The following is a 17,566-nucleotide window of genomic DNA, read 5'->3' on the forward strand; positions in this document are numbered from 1 at the left end:
GATTTCAGACAAATCTCATAGAAGCGCCCGGTGGCGTGACCCACACTTGCCCTCAGCCTCGTTGGAGTGATGACGGGTCACGGCTCTGGCCGCAGACCCATCACCACACGGTGTGGTGGGGAGTTTAAGGGAGCCTCCATCAAGGGGGAGCGTGCCGCCAGGCACGCGCTAGGGTCCGTGACGGAGTGCGGACGCGCAGGGTGGTAACCCGTCCAGGAGGGACGGCCCACCCAAATTCCCGACTCGCCGGATGTTGCTCCGCCATGAGTCCGCATTCCTGGGCGCATCCACGCATGGCCACCCTCGTTCTCGAGGTTCTTCCATCGCGCGCCTTCGACGACGCGATACACAGGCCTGTCCATCGAACCTCATCGTCTTCAGCACGGGGACCGATCCCTTGAAGAGCGGTGCGTTGAGCGCGGCGTCCATCCGCATGTGTGAGCGCAAGAAAATGCAGCGCTGCCGGGGCGCCGAGGCTGTCATCGCGGCCGTTGCACTGTCCGTTACGATGGGTCGTCATCTCCCCATACCCCATCGATCGAGAGCGCAACATCATGAACACGCACCCATGGACACGGGTATGGCCCATGCAGCTGGCGATCAGTCTTGCGCTTGCCGCGCTGGCGCCGATGCAGGCAGCGGCGCAGGCGGCGAGCACGCCAATGGAACAGGACGGCGATGCTGTCCCGAGCGATGCCGACCTGGCCAACACGAGCTGCACGAGTGGCGAAGAACGTTTCTTGCCGGGCGATTACTACTATTGCCTCGGCACGCAAACGTACGGCGCGCATCGCTATCAAAGTGCGCAGAGATTTTTCACCACGGCGGCCAGCTGGGCCAGCAAACCCGCGCAATACGTGCTTGGTACCATGGCGCTCAACGGCGACCAGCAGCCGGTGAACCGCCCGCTTGGGCTGGCATGGCTGGCGCTGGCGTCAGAGCGTTCCAATGCGGATTACAAGCGCGCCTATGACTCCGCGTACAACAGTGCGACGACCGAAGAGCGGCGTGCCGCCGATGCGCTGCTTGCAACGATGCGTCCAGTCTATGGCGACGCTACCGCAGCGGTGCGGGCGGAGAAGCGCTATGCGCAGGGCATGGCTGAGTTGACCCGGTTGAGCAACAGCGGAGCCAGCTACTGCATGCAGGACGATCGAGCGATCACGCGGGAGGCGCCCGGGCCCAGCGGCTGTCCCACGGCCAAGGCCGTCATACAAGCGGTCGATACCGCCGCGGTCAACGTATTCGACGGATGGGTCGGTCACGTCCAGGTGGGCCCGTTGGAACAGGCGGGCGCCCCTGCGAAGAAAGGCGGATGAGCTGAGTCGAACGGGACGGCAACTCGAGGTGTTGCCGTCAAACGCGCGCGCCGGCTTGGGTCAGTTGCTTACGGTGACCGCGGGCAGGTCGACCACGCTCGCCATGACACTGGCGTCGGCCATCGATCGATCGGCGCGTTCCAGGGCATTGCAGGCCGATTCGGCGGCGTAGCGCATGAGGTAGGCAAGGTGCGCCCGATACTGCGAGCCGATGCCGTAGGCGCGGATCATGCCCGCGGCTTCGGCCAGGCACTCTAGATCCGAGTAGACCCGATCCAGGTCGGCATTGATGGAGCACTGCGCGAAGGCGTGCGCAACGACGGCGTCATGCAGGCGGGCGCCGATGACGTCTTCCACCAGTTTGGCGGCCTGGCGTGCGGCGAACACGAGTACGTCGGCCGCCGCATGCGAGAGTTCGCTGTCGGACACCGCGCGGTCGGTCAGTTCTACCAAGCTGCGCGTAACGGTAAGCAGTTGCGTCACGGGATACGCCGTAGCGTCGCTCTGACTCATGATCCCGATCCCCCCGGAGAAATTGATCGCGCATTCTCTACCGAGGCGGGCGATTTGTGTATCGGAATATTGGGTCAATGGGGATCGGCGGGTCGATGGCCCGTAGGACGGCGGGCCCCCACGCCGGTGCCGGAGCCTTAGGCTGCTCCGGGCAGGCGGCTTCGCTGGCTGACACGAAGTAGGGCTATGCCTGTCAATGGCTATCGGAAATTCGATAGTTTGTTTCAATCGCCAGTCGATGGGTACTGGCCGGGCAGGGCGGCCCTGGCGGGCCGCGAGTGGGATGGTTTGTTGATTCTTTGAGCGGGGGCGGCTCGGGACCGCCGATGCTCAAGCGGCGCGCGCCCGCCATCGATTGATGGCGAAACCCAGGGCCAGCATCAGTGCCACCGCCAACTGCGCCAGCAGCGATTGCCAGGTGGGATAGATGCCCAGCAACTCGATCGAAGGCACCGGCGCCACCGAAACCGCCGTCCAGCCTGCTTCCTGCAACGCGGCCACGCCCTTGCCAGTCAATACGATGGCCAGCACGGCGATGATCATCGAGCTGACCGAGAAGAACACGCCCAGAGGGAGCCGCCGACTGGTGCGCAGCAGCACATACGCGATCAGGCCCAGGATAAGGGCCCCCGCGGCGATGCCGGCCAGCAGCCAGTGCCCCTGACCTTCGTTCCACAGCGCCGTATAGAACAGGATGGTCTCGAACACCTCGCGGTAAACCGAGATGAAGGTCAGGCCGAAGACGAACCAGGCGGACTTGCGATCGAGAGCCGTGGCCATCTTTGCCTTTAGATAGGTCTGCCAGCGCCCACCGATGCTCTTCTGATGCATCCACAAGCCGACGCCGAGCAGCACGGCCGCCGCGAACAGCGACGATAGCCCCTCGGTCAGTTCACGGCTGGCTCCACTTATCGATATGGCGTAGCTGGCCACGGCCCAGGTCACTGCACCCGCCAACAAGGCGAGCAGCCAGCCCGCATGGACATAGCGCGTGGCATCGTGTCGGGCGGCTTTGCGCAGAAAGGCGAGCAGGGCCACGACGACCAGCAGGGCTTCCAGTCCTTCACGCACCAGTATGGTCATCGCCCCGAGAAAGATCGTCAGCGGGCTGCTCGCCGCCTCGGACGTCACCTCGGCGGCACGCGCCAGCATGGTGTCGATCGCCGCTGCCTGTGCGGCGAGCTCATCGCCCGAGGTGTCGTTCGACAAGGCGCTGCGATACGCACCCATGGCCGTCTCTATACGTGCGCGCAGTTCGCTGTCGCGGGTATTGAGTTGAGCTTCCACCGGCTCGACGCCATCCAGGTAGGCGGACAAGGCGAGTTGCCTGGCTTCGTCCACGTTGCCGGCGCGATACGCGGCCGTGCTGGCGGCAAGACGGGCGCGTGCAAGCGCCATACCGGTCAACGCCTGTTGCACGGCCTGGGGATGGGCGCGTAGATAACCGACGATCAGCCGGGCCTGTTCCGCGCCGAGCGTGTCGGACAACTGCGTGACCCGCGCGCGGGAAAGTTCGCTGAGCGAGGCGATGTCGCTGCGCGCGGCATCACTGTCATGCCAGGCGCGCTCACCCTTGCTGGCGGCTTCGGGGTAGGCCAGCGTGCCCACGTAGTACGCAAGCGCCCAGCGATCGTCAGAGGAAAGCGCCGTGGCGAAGCTCGCCATGGGCGTGCCCTCCACGCCCTGGGTGATCACTTCATAGAGCGACAACGCACTACGTTGATCGGCGCGTTGCTGACTAGTGAAGTCGATCGGGCGTGGCGACAGGCTGAGCCCGACCGGGCCGTCGCCGCGGCCGCCCGTGCCATGACACGCCGCGCACTGGGTCTGATAGAGCACGGCGCCTCGCGCGAGATCGGGCGCGTGGCTAGGCGCCGTCGGCACCGGATAGCTCTGGAGCAACGCATCAGCCAGTGCATGGGCTTCGCGCGCCACTTGCGCTGGCGATGCCTTGGCGTCGATCGATACCACCAACTGGTCCGCCTGCTGCTGCAGCGTGGCTGATGCGGGCGAGGGTGGTAGTGCGCGGATACGCTCGCGTGCATGACGGGCGAACTCACGCATCTCGTCATATTCGGAAGCGCTGACCACCGCGCCATTGTTCACCGCACCGGCGTAGTCGGTGGCGAGGTAATCGAGCATTTGCCACGTTTGCGACACGCTGGCGGACGAATCCGCTGCGTGCAGCCCGCCCGCCATGCCGAGGCAGGCCGATAGCGCGAGTGTGCAAACAAGCGCCCATCGTTTAAAAATGCGAGTGGTTCTCATTTGTATAGTGTGCGCCTGCCACCCGCCCGCATGGAAGGGGGAGACAGCACACGGTGAGCCGCTGCGGCACTACGACACGATGTGCAAGGGTCCGACGATGCGCGATGGGTGCCCTAGCGACAGCTACGCGAGTCAGCGTGCCGGTGCCCCTGATGACTGAGTGGTTTGCCGCTGAAGTGGGGCACCTGACGTGCCAGGCATTTCGTCCGCGAGAGACAATTTTGCTCTTGCCGTGATCCCCTTGTATCGCCGGGCAGTGACGCCACTTTTGCGGAACAGCGCAACCGCGCACCCCCGCTTTCAGGAGAAGACCCATGCATATTGACTTGACCGGCCGGGTGGCCGTTGTCACCGGATCGACCGCCGGTATTGGCTTGGCGATCGCGCAAGGCCTCGCGGCCGCGGGCGCTCATGTCGTCATTACCGGGCGCACCCAGGCCCGCGTCGACGAGGCCCTCGCCAACGTACGCGCGAGCGTCGCCGGTGCCACGCTCACCGGTCTGGCTGCTGATCTGGGCACGCTCGATGGCGCACAACGGCTCATTGCGACGATTCCGGATGCGGACATCCTGGTCAACAACCTGGGCATCTTCGAGCCGAAGGCGTTCTTCGATATTCCTGACGAGGACTGGTTGCGCTTCTTTGAGGTGAATGTGCTGAGCGGCGTGCGCCTGTCGCGGCATTACGCGCAGGGCATGGCCAAACGCGGCTGGGGACGTATCCAGTTCGTATCGAGCGAGTCGGGCCTGCAGATTCCAGCGGAGATGGTGCATTACGGTATGAGCAAGACGGCGCAGCTTGCCGTGTCTCGCGGGCTTGCCGAGTCGCTCGCGGGAACCGGCGTGACGGTCAATGCGATTCTTCCCGGGCCCACCCGCTCGGAAGGTGTCGGCGATTTCTTCAGCAAGATCGCGGCAGAGCAGGGCGTATCGCTCGAGCAGGTCGAGCGCGACTTCATCCAAACGCATCGTCCATCGTCCTTGATAAAGCGGCTGGCGACGGTGGAAGAGGTGGCGAATCTCGCCGTGTATCTGGCCTCGGAACAAGCGTCGGCGACGACCGGCGCCGCCATGCGTGTCGATGGTGGCGTGGTGCGTTCGATCGCCTGATCAGCTCAGTGCTCTGGCGACACGCTCAGGCTGCCCGGCAAGGTGGCCTGAGTCGCTGAATCCCGTTCACCGCGCACGTTTCATCAGCGCGAAAAGAGGCGTCGTCAGCAAGAGGACGATGAGTGCCCTACGGCCCAGCAGATCGGATTGGCCCACCACCACGCCTACGCAGTACAAGCATGCGATCACGCCGGCGACAAGCAGTACCCGCCGTCTTGGCGTTGGTACCTCGATGGTTTGATTGAGACGCCACATCGAAACCACCGAGTAGATGTAGGGAATCGCCATCAACACCACGGTCGCATTGGTGATGATGGAGAATTGCTTGGCAATCGTGGGCGAGGTAGTGAGCGCTAGCAGCGCCGTCATCAAGATCCCGGTGATGACTAGATTGTGGGTGGGCATGCCGAGTTTGTTGGTCACGGCGAACCGGCGCATAAACATGCCGTCGGCGGCGGCGGCCTGGGCAGACTGCGCGACGATGAGGATCCAGCCAACGAGGGCGCCGGCGGCCTTCAGGATGGCCGCCAGCGAGATCACCACGGCCGCCCAGGGGCCAAGCATGATGCGCGCCGCGTCGGCAAACGGGGCCGCCGATTTCTTGAGTTCGTCATTGGGAAGAATGCCCATGATGGCAGTGCAGCAGGACACATAGATCAGCGTTGCAATCACCAGGCCGATAATGGTCGCCAACGGCACGTTGCGATTGGGATTCTCAATGATACCTGCCGAGACGGCGGCGCTCTCGACACCAAGAAAGGCCCATAACGCGATCGACGCGCTTTGGGCTATGGCGGAATGCGCGGGCAAGGCACCCGGATTCCAGCCGGCGCTGAAGACTTCCGGTCGAAACCAAAACCAGCCAAGCACGCCGACAAAGGCGATCGGGAGGATGCCGGCGATCGTGCTGATGGTGGTGAATTCACCAATCGTCTTCGCGCCGCGGGTATTGAGCCAGATGAAGAGCCAGATCACGGCGGCCGTGCAGACATTCGCCAGCCAGGGGTTCTCCAGTTTCGGAAAGAACTCCCCCAGGTAGCCGGTAACCGATATCGCAATAGCCACATTGCCGATCACGTTCGCGCCCCAGTAAAGCATGTTGGTCTGGAAGGCGGCGAACGGGCCCATATGGTCGCGCGCGTAGGCGTAGGGGCCACCGGCCTGCGGCTCGACCATGCCCAAGTGCGCGAACACCAGGCCAAGCGCACTGGCTCCGATGGCCGAGATGATCCAGCCGTAGATCGAAATGCTGCCGATGTTGGCCAGGCTGGAAGGAAGCAGGAACACGCCCGTGCCGACCATATTCGCCACCACGAGCGACGATGCGCCGAGCAAACCCATCTTCTTTGCCTGTACCGCCGCCATGGATATCTCCCGAGTCGGTGCGCGCCGTTGTGATCAATGCTTTTTGTGGTTCTTGCTCCCCTTGGCAGGCGCCGTTTTCTCCACGATCACGCGCACCCACATGTCGCCATGGGCATCGGCGTGGACGTTTTGTACTTCGCGACCAAAGCCTGGGAAGCGCCTGCCGTATGCCTCGACCGACTTGAGAAACTGCACGATCGGCCCGCCCTTGGCGTCGACCCGCTCGCCAGGCATCAAGACGGGAATGCCCGGTGGATAGGGCACGATCATCAAGGCGGCCAGGCGGCCCGGTAGATCACCAATGCGAATCTCTTCGGTCTCGCCGTGGATCAGCTTCTGGTAGGCCTCTGACGGCGTCAGCACCTGTTCGGAAAGCACTTCACCGGCCTCGTTTGCCATGGCCTGCAAATCGAGATCTGTCATGACCTTGTGCATCTCGTCGCAAAGTTGCGGCAGCGTCATCTCGCGGTAGCGCTCAGGATAGGCCTGGACGAGGTCGGGCAAGGCTTCTTCCAGGCTGGCATCGCGATCGTACAGACGCCTGAAGGCGAGCAGCGTCTCGAGCAGGGTGCCCCATTTGCCTTGCGTCGTGCCCACCGAGAACAGGACCAGGACGGTGTAGTCACCGGTACGAGCGATCGCTTGCCGGCGTGCATCCAAAAACTTGGTGAGAATCGCGCCAGGTATGCCACGCTTGGCGAGTCGGCCCTGTGCATCGGTTCCCGGACAAACGATGGTGACCTTGGTGGGATCGAGCATGCAGAAATCATCGGCGACGACATCATCAGGCAGGCCGTGCCAGGTCTCGCCAACCCGCAGCGTCCAGCATTTGGGATCGTTCGCCAGGGCCTCGGCCGATGCCGAAGAAAACTCCACGCTTTTGCCACCGACCTTGACCATGTCGGGTTGGAAGAGCGAGAAGAACCATTCATCGTCCTTCTTCAAACGCTTGGCCACCGATGCCACGGCCTGCCGGAACTCGACCGCGTAGCCGACGGTTTCGCGCAGCAGGGCGCTGCCAGTCGGCTCATCCATCATGGCCGTGGCGATGTCGAGGGATGCGATCAAGGGATAGAACGGCGACGTCGTGCCGTGCATCATGAACGCTTCCTTGAGCGGCGACCACGCCAGCTCGCCACGCTTGCTGTTGCTGACGTGAATATACGAAGCCATCGAAAACGCGGGCAGCATCTTGTGCGTCGACTGTACCGCAAACACCGTCGGGCGGTTTTTCATGTCCTTCGGGATGCCCATCGCATAGCGATGCTCGTAGATCGGGTGAAACTTGCCGTAGGCATACCACGCCTCATCGAAGTGCACGCGAGGCACGCTCTCCGCGAGCAGTTCGGCCACCTTGTCGACGTTGTAGAGAAGGCCGTCATAGGTCGGGTTGGTGACCACGGCGTAGACCGGTTCCTTGGAGCGGGCGTCGGCCGCCAGCGGTGACTTCGCGATCAGGGAGCGGATATGTTCCTTGCTGAAACGCTTCGGTGGTATGAGCCCGATCATGCCCAGGCCATTGCGGCTCGGTTGAAAGTACACCGGTCGTGCGCCGGACAGCGTCATCGCGTGATTGAGCGACTTGTGGCAGTTGCGATCGGCGATCACCATTTCGTTCGCCCCAATCGCCGCCTGCACGACAATGCGATTGGAGGCTGATGATCCGGCGAGCACATAAAGCGTCCAGTCCGCGCCAAAGATGCGGGCCGCCATACGCTGCGAATCAGCGGGTGGCCCTTCGATGTCAAGCCATGAGCCAAGCTCGGCATTGGATATGCCGATATCCGCGCGCATGATGTTTTCGCCGAAGAATCGATGGAACTCGGCGCCGGCCGGATGTTTCAGGTAGGCGGCGCCGCCCATGTGGCCGGGCGCATCCCATTGGTAGGTGCCTTCTTCAGTCAGCTTCTTCAATGCCTTGAAGTAGGGCGGCAGCAGATCGGAGTGGTAGTTGTCGATGGCAAAACGGATTCGACGCGCAAAGAATTCCGGCGTCTCACCCACCAGGTTGACGTACTCGCGGACCTCGCGGATCACACTCAGTGGAATGTCCTGGATAGTCGAGCCACGGCTGGCCAGGAAGATGGGAATCCTTAGCGATTTCTCGCGCACCGCATGGATGATCTTGAGCACCTCGCTCTCGCTCATTTCTGCGGTTTCGCCGAGATTCCAGTCGACGGCAACGCAGGAATAGGTGGCAGAGCCTCGCGCAATGGCGAGTCCGTCCTCGCAGGTTAACGCTCGCACCACCTCAATCCCGCGCGCCTCGACGGCCTTGCCGATGCGCTCCAGCACAAGTCGGAGGGCGGACCTTTCATCCGGTGGATCGCTCGTGATGTAAAGCAACCAGGGATTGTTCATCGACATGGTGTCTACCCTCGATTTCGCAAAAGCTGTCGCGCAGCGGCGATGGGGCGAGCTCACCCGCGGCGAATGGACCGCGGGTCAGCGGATGGTCTTCCTTGCCGCGAGCTCAAGACGGTATCAAGCACTGCACGTAATACTCACCGTCTTCCGCTTCGACACCGTGCGTGTCGTGGCCAAAGCCCGGGAAGCGCTTGTCCCAGTTTTGCAGCGACTTCAGATAACCGATGTGTGGCCCATTCGCCGCGCCGGCCGATTCACCGGGCATGACCATCGGGATGCCGGGAGGGTAGGGCACGACGCTGGTGGCCAGTACGCGCCCGGCAAGCGCGGGTAGTGCCACTCGTTCCACTTTCCCGCGCACAAGCAGCTGGTAGGCATCGGCCGGGGACATCTTGATCTCGGGGAGATGCGAATAAGCCTTCTGCAGGTGAGCGGTTTGTCCGCCCTTCTTCAGCTCGGCAAACATCTGATCGCCTAGTCCGCTCAGGCCAAGCCCTTCGTAGCGATCCGGATGATTCTTGACCAGGGAAGGCATGATCCGTGACAGCGGGATATCCCGGTCGTAGTCGCGCTTGAAGTCCAGCATGGCCGTCAGCAAGGTGCTCCACTTCGCCTTGGTGATGCCGATGGAAAAGAGGAACAGCACGGCGAAGTCGGTGGTTTTCTCCACTTCAATGCCACGGGCATCCAGATAGGCCGTGAGCAGCGAAGCCGGAAAACCCGTCTTGCCAAGCGAGCCATCATCCTCGACGCCTGGTGTCAGCACCGACACCTTGATCGGGTCGAGCATGCAATAGTCGTCCTCGAGTTTGTCAAACCCGTGCCAGGTATCGCCCGGGTGCATCACCCAGCAGTCCGGATCCGTCGCCAGCAGGTCTTGCGGCGCGTCCTCGAACGCGATGCGCTTGCCGCTCTTCGGGTCCTTGACCTTGTCTGGATTCCAGGTGCGGAAAAACCACTCCTTCTTCTTTTCAAAGTCGCGGCGCAGGCGGCCAACGACCTGGCGGAAGGTGACTGCCTCATCAATGCTCTCGCGCGTCAGCGCGGTGCCGCTGATGCCGTCCATCATGGTCGCGGCGATCTCGTTGGAAGCGATGATCGGATAGAACGGTGAGGTGGAGCCGTGCATCATGAACGACTCATTGAAGCGCTCATGGGGTACCGGATTGCGGCCATCGCGGACATGGATGTACGAGGCCTGCGAGAACGCCGCCAATAGCTTGTGGGTCGAATGGGTGGTGAAAACCGTGGGGCCCTTGGGATCGTGTTCCGAGGCCTCGCCGTGCATGGCCAGGCGCCCGGCATACAGCGGATTGAAGCGGCCATAGCCGTACCAGGCTTCGTCCCAATGCACGCGATCCAGCCAGCCGCCCACCTCTTGCTGCACGCGCTTGACGTTGTAGCAAAGACCGTCATAGGTGGAATTGGTCACCACCATGAAGACCGGGCTCTTGTCCTTGAGATCCTTCGCCAGGGGATTCGCTGCCACCTCCTTGCGAATGGTGTCCCGGACGAAGCGTTCGGGATAGATCGGCCCGATCAGGCCATAGCGATTGCGTGACGGCACCAGGTATTGCGGAATGCCGCCCGTCAGGGTCAGCCCGTGCTCGATCGACTTGTGGCAGTTTCGGTCACATAGAACAACCTGGTCACGCCCGACGCAGGCCATGAAGATGATGCGATTGGATGTCGAGGAGCCGTTCGTCACGGTATAGCTGCGATGCGAGCCAAAGATGCGCGAAATGTATTTCTCGCTGTCGCCGATCGGTCCGTTGTGGTCGAGTAACGAGCCGAGCTCGCCGACGCTGATGGAAAGGTCGGTGCGAAAGACATGCTCGCCATAGAAATCGTAGAACGCGCGGCCGGCCGGATGCTTCAGAAAGGCGGTGCCGCCGGTATGGCCGGGCGTATGCCATGAATACTCGTGCACCTGGTTGAACGACTGGAGTGCGGACGTCAACGGGCCGAACATGTTGCTGAAGTAGACATGCATGGCGGCCTGGACGCGCCCGCCCACGAAGGTGGCGACGTCCTCGAGCAGCCAGACCAGTTCGTTGATGGCCTGGACCAGTTCGACGTTAAGCGTCTTGGCCTTGTCGCGCTCGGTCAACAGGAAGATCGGCACGTTCTCATTGCGCGAGCGGATCAACTTGATCAGGCTGATGGCAGCCTCGTTGTCGTGAGACTTGCCACTGTCGTCCGGCAGCGACCAATCGATCATCATCGCGTGGATGGCCGCGTCCGAGGCGATGGTCGCGCGCGCGTCCTCCAACGCCGAGGCCATCAAGGTTTCGATATTGCGCTCGGCAAATTCCTCCGCCAGGGTTCGGCAGGCCCTTCCGCCCGCACTATCGAGGCTTCCTGCTTGGGCGTGGGCCAGAAGCACGCGGAATTTCTGGCGCTGGTTGCGACGTTCAAGCATGGCATCACACCTCGAATTTATTGATCACGGATAGTCCCGTGGCCAAGTTGGAATATTTTTCATCGACGCCCGCATCTCTCTCGGGGTTGAGTAGAGGTGTCCTGAATTCGCGTGGGCATCGCAATGGTGTCGTTCGCGTGGATCCCGTGATGGAATGACGGCGAGTGGCAAAGGACTCTGGCACCGGTCATCCGCGGTCACGGGTTCAGGTCGTAGCGCAGCGTCGTCTGTATGCGCTGGCCCTGGCCGCGCGCGTCCGTGAGATCGATGTTCTGGCCCCATAGGTATTCGATGCCGACCATGGCGCGCTCACTGAACTGCCAAGCCAGGTTGAGTGAGCCGAACTTGGTGCTCTTCGGCAGGGTTTGATTGATCAACAGATTGGATTGCGGGCTGATGCGCAAGTAGCCATAGGAGAGGCTGCTACTGAGCACATCGCTCCAGCCGTGGGTGTAGCCGGCGCCCGCGCCCCGCGCCCTAATCCCTCTCAGGTCGCCCTGAGTATTAAATGCGGCGTCGAGGCCGAGCCCGGAGATGTCCTGCAGAAAGTTGGCATACCCCCGCCCACTGCTGACCCAGCCCTGCACACTGTCACGCTCGAACAGCTTGCTGCTGCCGGTGAGTTGCGTGGCGTAGCCGTTGGTGCCTCGCGTGCGCGCCGTGGCGCTTTCCACCCGCAGGTCGCGGTACAGATTGGCCCACTGGATATGGTAGGTAGGCGTCTCCCAGCGTAACCCGAAGACGAAGTCTGGCCGCCGGGAATACGTATTGAAGCCTTCGACGGTGGTGATATCGGCGTTCGGTTTCTCCATCGACAGCGGCAAGGTCAGCAAGCTATCGCCGTTCTTGTAGAGGATCGGCGAGAAGCGGATCTGCGGACCGTATTTGAACGTGAAGGAGTTCGGACCTTCGTAGTCGAGCGTGTTGGGGAAGGCGTCGATATCGGTGAAGGCGGAGATGTTGTAGCCCGCCAGCAGAATAAAGTGCGGATTATCCAGTTCGCCATAGAAGTACTGGAGGTTGTACGGCATGTCGCCGGTACCGCTGCCAAAGAAATTGTTCTTGTAGACGACCTTCAACGTGCCGTAATCGGTGTCGCGGCGGAAATCCATGCGGAACACGCTTTGCTTCGAGCTCATGTTGGAGCGCCAGCCCGAGCCGTAGAAAGGCGCCCCGCGAACGGGGATGGATGAAGGAACGAACAAGTCCTGCGCGCCCATGTAGCTTTTATCCGCCATCGCATCGACCTGTGCGACCAGGTCGACCTTGAGCAGGTTTCCGGTATCGCCCAGGCGGACATAGCCTTCAGGCAGCGGCTCGGAGACGCCGGCCGGCGCCGAGGGCGGGTGATATTGCGCGGCCTTCGCCGCCGCCAGTTCGGACGACGGCGTGACCAGGGCTGGCTTCGCTGGCTGGCTAGGAGCTTCCGCGGTGGCCTGCGCCCTCGGCGCCGCCTCCTTGGCCTCAAGCTCATCCAGGCGCTGCTGCATTTTCTGCATCACCTGTTGTTGCGCCTGCATTTGCTGGCGCATCTGCGCGATCTCGGCTTTTAGATCCGCCGACGAATCGGTCGACTGGGCCAGCGCTGCGGGTGCCGACATGCACGTCAGTAGCGTGAAGGCCATCGACGCCATTGCGTGGCGCGCCAAGGGGGCAGGTCTTGCGAGATCCAGTGATCGTTCGCGCATTGCTAAACCCTCGCCAGGTCGTTTGGTCCGGACCGCGTGTGCACGCCGATCCGGGGCGTATCAGTCCGGCAGCCCCGTCTTGCGGAACCACTCGCGCATCGCCGCATCCGGTGCACCGAAAAACTGTTCATAAATGCTGTCGATCTTTCCGGAGCGGTACAGACCGCTCAGGGTGGTGTCGACGAGCAGGCGGAAGTCCTCGTCATTGCGACCCAAGACAAAGGAGAGCGCCTCGCGATCGAAGACGCGATCCAGCACCATCACCTGGCCGCCGGAGGGGTCACGTTTCGCCAGATCGAGTAGTACGGTTCGGTCGCTGACGAACGCATCCGCTCTCCCGTCGACGACCTGTTGCATGCCGGTGGCGAGGTCGGGAACTGCGGAGATAAAGGCATTGACGTTAAGCTCCGACCTGCGCTCGGCCAATAACCGTTCCGCCGAAGAGCCTTTGATAACGGCGAAACGTTTTTGCTCGAGAACCAGAAGCCGCGGAGAGCCACGCCATAGCGGCCGCGCGGCGGCTTCGCGACCTTCCAACAGGTCCCGGAACGCAGCATTCGAGTCCCGCCGCACCAAGATACCGATACCGCTGCTCAATACGGGTATCGAAAAGCTGACTTCGGCACGACGAGCCAACGTTTCCTCGGACGGCCCGCATGCCAGGTCGATGCGCCCATCCTTCACGGCGCTGTATCGCTCGGTCGCATCGACGGCGACAAACTCCGTGGCGAGATTGGGCAGGTTTAGCTTCGACTGCACGTCCGCCGCTATCTGTCGGCAAAGGGTGATGGCATAGCCATCCAACTTGCCGGAGTCATCCTTGAAGGAAAGCGGCCGGGCATTGGCGTAGTACCCCAGCGTGATCTTTCCGGAAGCGCGGATGCGCTCCAAGGTGCCGGATGCCGGACCCTGCGTCTGGGCCAATAGCATCGACGGCGCCATGGCCGCAGCCACCAGCAAGATCCATGACCAGGTGAATGTGTGGGTTGCCTTCAAACGTGCGATCTGCATGTGCCTCTCCTCAGTTCCGCCTGCCGGTCGGTGCGTCAGACAGTTCGCGCTTGTTCGTCTGTAATCGGTGGCGGAAAGCGCGGTGCCAGGAAGCCGAAGATCACAAAGGTGAGCGCCATCGCGATGGTGCCGCCGAGGACGGCATCCTTGCCCGAGGCGTAGATGGCGTACGTGCTGTAAAGCATCGCGACGACTGCGACAAAGGTGTTCATCCGATAGGTGTGCTGAGTGACACCGGCCTTTTGCATCATGATCATCAACGCCGACAGGGAAATGATGTACGGCACGACATTGGTTACGACGGCGAGATTGACCAGCACCGAGAACTGCTTGCTGAGGCTCGGTGAGATGGTCGATAGCGCCAACGCACTCTGTACGACGGCCATGACGATCATGCCTATCACGGGTGCAGTCAGGCGGTTGGTCTTCGCAAAAAACGCGGGGAACATCCGACCCTCGGCGGCCGTCAAGGCGGTCCTGGCGATGGTGAACTGCCAGCCAAGCAAGGACCCGAGGCAGGCGAGAATGGCCAGTGCACGTATGACCGCGCCGATGGTGGGGTTGAACATCTGTGAATAGGCGAGGGCAAACGGCGCGGTTGACTCGGCCAGTTCTGCGTTGGGCACGATGCCCTGGATGACGGTGGTCGAGAGCACATAGACGACGGCCGCGCCGAGCGTCCCAAGCAGGCACGCCAGAGGAACATCGCGCTTCGGGTTCTCCACGGCGTCCGAGTTTTGCGCCGCGGACTCCATGCCGAGAAAGGCCCACAAGGTGAGCGCGATGCTCGAGTCCACGCCTTCGAAGATGCTCAGCCCCTTGGGATTCCAGGCGGCTGCAAACGTGGCGCCCTTGAACCAGAACCAGCCGATGATGGACAGCCCGGCAACCGGAATGATGACACCCCAAACGGTGACAGTGCCGATGCGCCCGGTAATGCTTGGTCCACCGAAGTTGGCGACGGTAGTCAGCCAAAGCAGTCCGATCACGCTGATGCACGTGGCGATGGGTGTTACTGACATCCCAGGGAAGAACACCGCGAGATAACCGACCGCAGAAATGGCGATGGCGACGTTGCCGATCGCCAGAGAAAGAAAGTACAGGAAGAAGGTGAGGAAATAGCCGCCTTTTCCATAGGCATCTTCAGCGTAAGCGGCCATGCCGCCAGCGCGCTGATTGAACAGGCCCGCCTGGGCAAACCCGTAGGCAATGGCCATTGAACCGACCGCCGTGACACCCCAGGAGAGTAGTGATATGGCGCCGACCTGGGCCATGTTGGCTGGCAGCATAATGATGCCGGAGCCCATCATGTTTACAGCGACCAAGACGGTCAGCTGCATCATGGTCATTTTCTTGGTGCCGGCCATCAGATTCCTCCCACACCCTTCGATGTTCAGGAGTTTCGTGTCCGGCTGATGCGTACGCGCACCTTAGCCGGTCCGTTTTTGTCGCACCTGCAAAGGCAATCGCTGTGTCCCCATAGCGCGGCGAGACTGTGCTCTCACTTTCATCAAGCTTGCGTGAATCCGATTGGTCGGCGCTGCTTTACGAGGACTGACTTGCTGGTGATGCATTGTCGGCTCGTTGACTGGCAATGAATGAACCGATTTAGTCGCGGCATTTAGAAGGACGTCCGTACAACGGACAGCGTCCTTGGACTTAACTTTCGCAAGACCTTGGAGTCGCCGTGCCTTCCGCTCCTTTTGCTTGCCATGCGCTTACCGCCTGATCCAGATTGAAGAACAGGCGATCTTTCCCCAAGGTCGCCCCCAATGGCGACCTCTGCACCATGGTCAGCACGCCCGGGTTGAGGCCGACTAGCCACAGCGTGATGCCCTTTTCGGAAAGTTTCCTTTCGGCATCGATCAGCATCTTGAGCGCGGTGTATTCGAGATCGAACACGGCGCGAAAGTGCAGCACGACGACGCGGGCGTTCTCCTGGGCCATGAGTTGCTGGATCTTGTGGCCCAGGTGCGCTGCGTTGGCAAAGAAAATGCGCCCTTCCGGTCTCAATAGCAGGAGGCCGGGGAACACCTCGTCGTCGGGGTGCTCGTTGGATACTGGACGAAATACCGTGGTGCCGGGCTTTCTGGCCAGCACGTAAAGCGGAGGGCTGGAAACCTGGTGAGCGAGTGCCGCCAGCGACACAATAATGGCGACCAGGATGCCCTGCAGCGTGCCGAGCAGCACGACACCGGCGCACGCAACCAAGGCCCACACGAACTCCGTGCGTCGGACGGCGACAATCGCGCGAAATTCTGCGGGCTTGATCAGGCCGATCGAATACACGATGACAACCGCGGCCAACGTCGCATGCGGCATCTGTGCGATAAACGGTGCAAGCAGCAGCATCGTGCCCAGCGTGACCGCTGCCGTGACCAGTTCCGCCAACTGGCTGCGGGCCCCCACGAGCCGGTTTACGGCCGTCTGAGTCGTTCCTCCGCCTGCCGGCATGGAGCCGAGCAGCGCACCGCCCACGTTCGCAAGGCCCGTCGCCACGAGCTCTCGGTTGGGCAGTGGCATAGGCTCCTCGCTCCCGACGAAGGCCCGCCCGGAAGCGATGGATTCGGTAAAGCTCATCAACGCAATGCCTGCCGCGGCCGGCCAGAGTGACGTCAGCAGCGAAAGGTCTGGCATGGTCACAGGCGGGAGTCCCGTCGGAACCAGTCCGACAATCTCGACCCCGTGATGCTGCAGGCCGAGCAAGGCCACCGCACCTATGCCGCAGGCCACCGCTATCAACGGTGCGGGGGCCCGGGGGGCGTAATGCTCCATCGTTACCAGGATCGCGATGGTTACAAGTCCCACCGCAACGGTGGCCAAGGATGCGTGCGGTAGTCCGCTGACGATAGCCAGCACATTGTGGAAGAAATTGCCTTTGGCAAAGTGGATACCCAGCAATTTTGGCAACTGATCGAGAACGATGACGACGGCGATGCCGGCCTTGAATCCCGTCAGCACGGGATCGGAGATAAAGTTGGCGACGAAGCCAAGGCGCAGTAGCGCGGCGAGTACAAGAATGGCCCCGACGAGCAAGGTCAATGTCGCGGTGGCGGTGAGGAGCTCAGTCGCCCCTCCGCCATGTACCGCTCGTGCGAGGGCTGTCCCGGTCAGGATGGCCAGCGTCGCGCTGGTGCTGACGCTGAGTGCCCTTGATGATCCGAAGATCGCGTAGATGATCATCGGCAAAAACGCGGTGTAGAGCCCTACTTGCACGGGTAGCCCCGCGACCGTTGCATAGGCCAGGGCCTTGGGGATGACGACGGCCGCGACGGTCACGCCGGCGATGAGGTCCGGCTTGATCCAGTCCTTGCGATACCCGTGAATCCAGTCCAGCACGGCGAGGTGGGAACCCGTAGCAGGCTGCGTCGTCGAATCGTGTCGCATGGTACGCGAGTACTCCCGATGATCGCCCCATCTCGAGACCGCCCAGGGCTGTTGGAAAGCCGCACAAGAGCTTGCCTGGTTCCCCGCCAATGTGTGCTCGCCATTCAAGCCCGGCTT

The 17,566-nt window shown here is 62.1% G+C and carries 11 protein-coding genes; 2 read left to right on the plus strand and 9 right to left on the minus strand.

Going from position 1 to position 17,566, the window contains the following annotated elements; all coding sequences use genetic code 11:
• The first annotated feature begins 554 nt into the window (after positions 1–554).
• The gene (locus ACT01B_RS07295) at positions 555–1,319 is read left to right on the plus strand and encodes a hypothetical protein (protein ID WP_445146704.1); all 765 of its coding nucleotides are present in this window, start codon (positions 555–557) and stop codon (positions 1,317–1,319) included.
• A gap of 60 nt (positions 1,320–1,379) precedes the next feature.
• Here the strand turns inward: ACT01B_RS07295 and ACT01B_RS07300 are convergent, their stop codons facing one another.
• Both ACT01B_RS07300 and ACT01B_RS07305 read right to left on the minus strand, forming a co-directional pair.
• The gene (locus tag ACT01B_RS07300) at positions 1,380–1,832 is read right to left on the minus strand and encodes a hypothetical protein (protein ID WP_445146705.1); all 453 of its coding nucleotides are present in this window, start codon (positions 1,830–1,832) and stop codon (positions 1,380–1,382) included.
• 330 nt (positions 1,833–2,162) lie between these two features.
• On the minus strand, positions 2,163–3,974 hold the full coding sequence (locus ACT01B_RS07305; protein WP_445146706.1) for an FTR1 family protein: 1,812 nt from the start codon (positions 3,972–3,974) through the stop codon (positions 2,163–2,165).
• Between the two features lie 440 nt (positions 3,975–4,414).
• On the opposite strand from ACT01B_RS07305, the gene ACT01B_RS07310 reads away from it, so the two are divergent.
• Entirely contained in the window at positions 4,415–5,209 is a 795-nt protein-coding gene (locus ACT01B_RS07310) for an SDR family NAD(P)-dependent oxidoreductase (RefSeq protein WP_445146707.1), read from the plus strand.
• A gap of 66 nt (positions 5,210–5,275) precedes the next feature.
• Here ACT01B_RS07310 and ACT01B_RS07315 read toward each other — a convergent pair whose 3' ends face one another.
• The 7 genes from ACT01B_RS07315 to ACT01B_RS07345 all read right to left on the minus strand — a co-directional run bounded on the left by ACT01B_RS07315 (position 5,276) and on the right by ACT01B_RS07345 (position 17,401).
• A complete protein-coding gene (locus ACT01B_RS07315) occupies positions 5,276–6,574 on the minus strand; it encodes an amino acid permease (RefSeq protein WP_445146708.1) in 1,299 nt (432 codons plus the stop codon).
• 33 nt (positions 6,575–6,607) lie between these two features.
• On the minus strand, positions 6,608–8,941 hold the full coding sequence (locus ACT01B_RS07320) for an Orn/Lys/Arg decarboxylase N-terminal domain-containing protein (RefSeq protein ID WP_445146709.1): 2,334 nt from the start codon (positions 8,939–8,941) through the stop codon (positions 6,608–6,610).
• Positions 8,942–9,047: 106 nt separating this feature from the next.
• The gene (locus ACT01B_RS07325; RefSeq protein ID WP_445146710.1) at positions 9,048–11,363 is read right to left on the minus strand and encodes an Orn/Lys/Arg decarboxylase N-terminal domain-containing protein; all 2,316 of its coding nucleotides are present in this window, start codon (positions 11,361–11,363) and stop codon (positions 9,048–9,050) included.
• Positions 11,364–11,560: 197 nt separating this feature from the next.
• Entirely contained in the window at positions 11,561–13,051 is a 1,491-nt protein-coding gene (locus tag ACT01B_RS07330) for a DcaP family trimeric outer membrane transporter (RefSeq protein ID WP_445146711.1), read from the minus strand.
• A gap of 60 nt (positions 13,052–13,111) precedes the next feature.
• Positions 13,112–14,062, minus strand: a complete 951-nt coding sequence (locus tag ACT01B_RS07335) for an amino acid ABC transporter substrate-binding protein (RefSeq protein ID WP_445146712.1) — start codon at positions 14,060–14,062, stop codon at positions 13,112–13,114.
• A 35-nt stretch (positions 14,063–14,097) separates the two neighbouring features.
• Positions 14,098–15,429 (minus strand): putrescine-ornithine antiporter, encoded by a 1,332-nt coding sequence (gene potE, locus ACT01B_RS07340; RefSeq protein WP_445146713.1) that lies wholly within the window; start codon positions 15,427–15,429, stop codon positions 14,098–14,100.
• Positions 15,430–15,721: 292 nt separating this feature from the next.
• Entirely contained in the window at positions 15,722–17,401 is a 1,680-nt protein-coding gene (locus ACT01B_RS07345; RefSeq protein ID WP_445146714.1) for a SulP family inorganic anion transporter, read from the minus strand.
• Positions 17,402–17,566 lie beyond the last annotated feature (165 nt).

Source organism: Dyella sp. Tek66A03, from assembly GCF_052567735.1.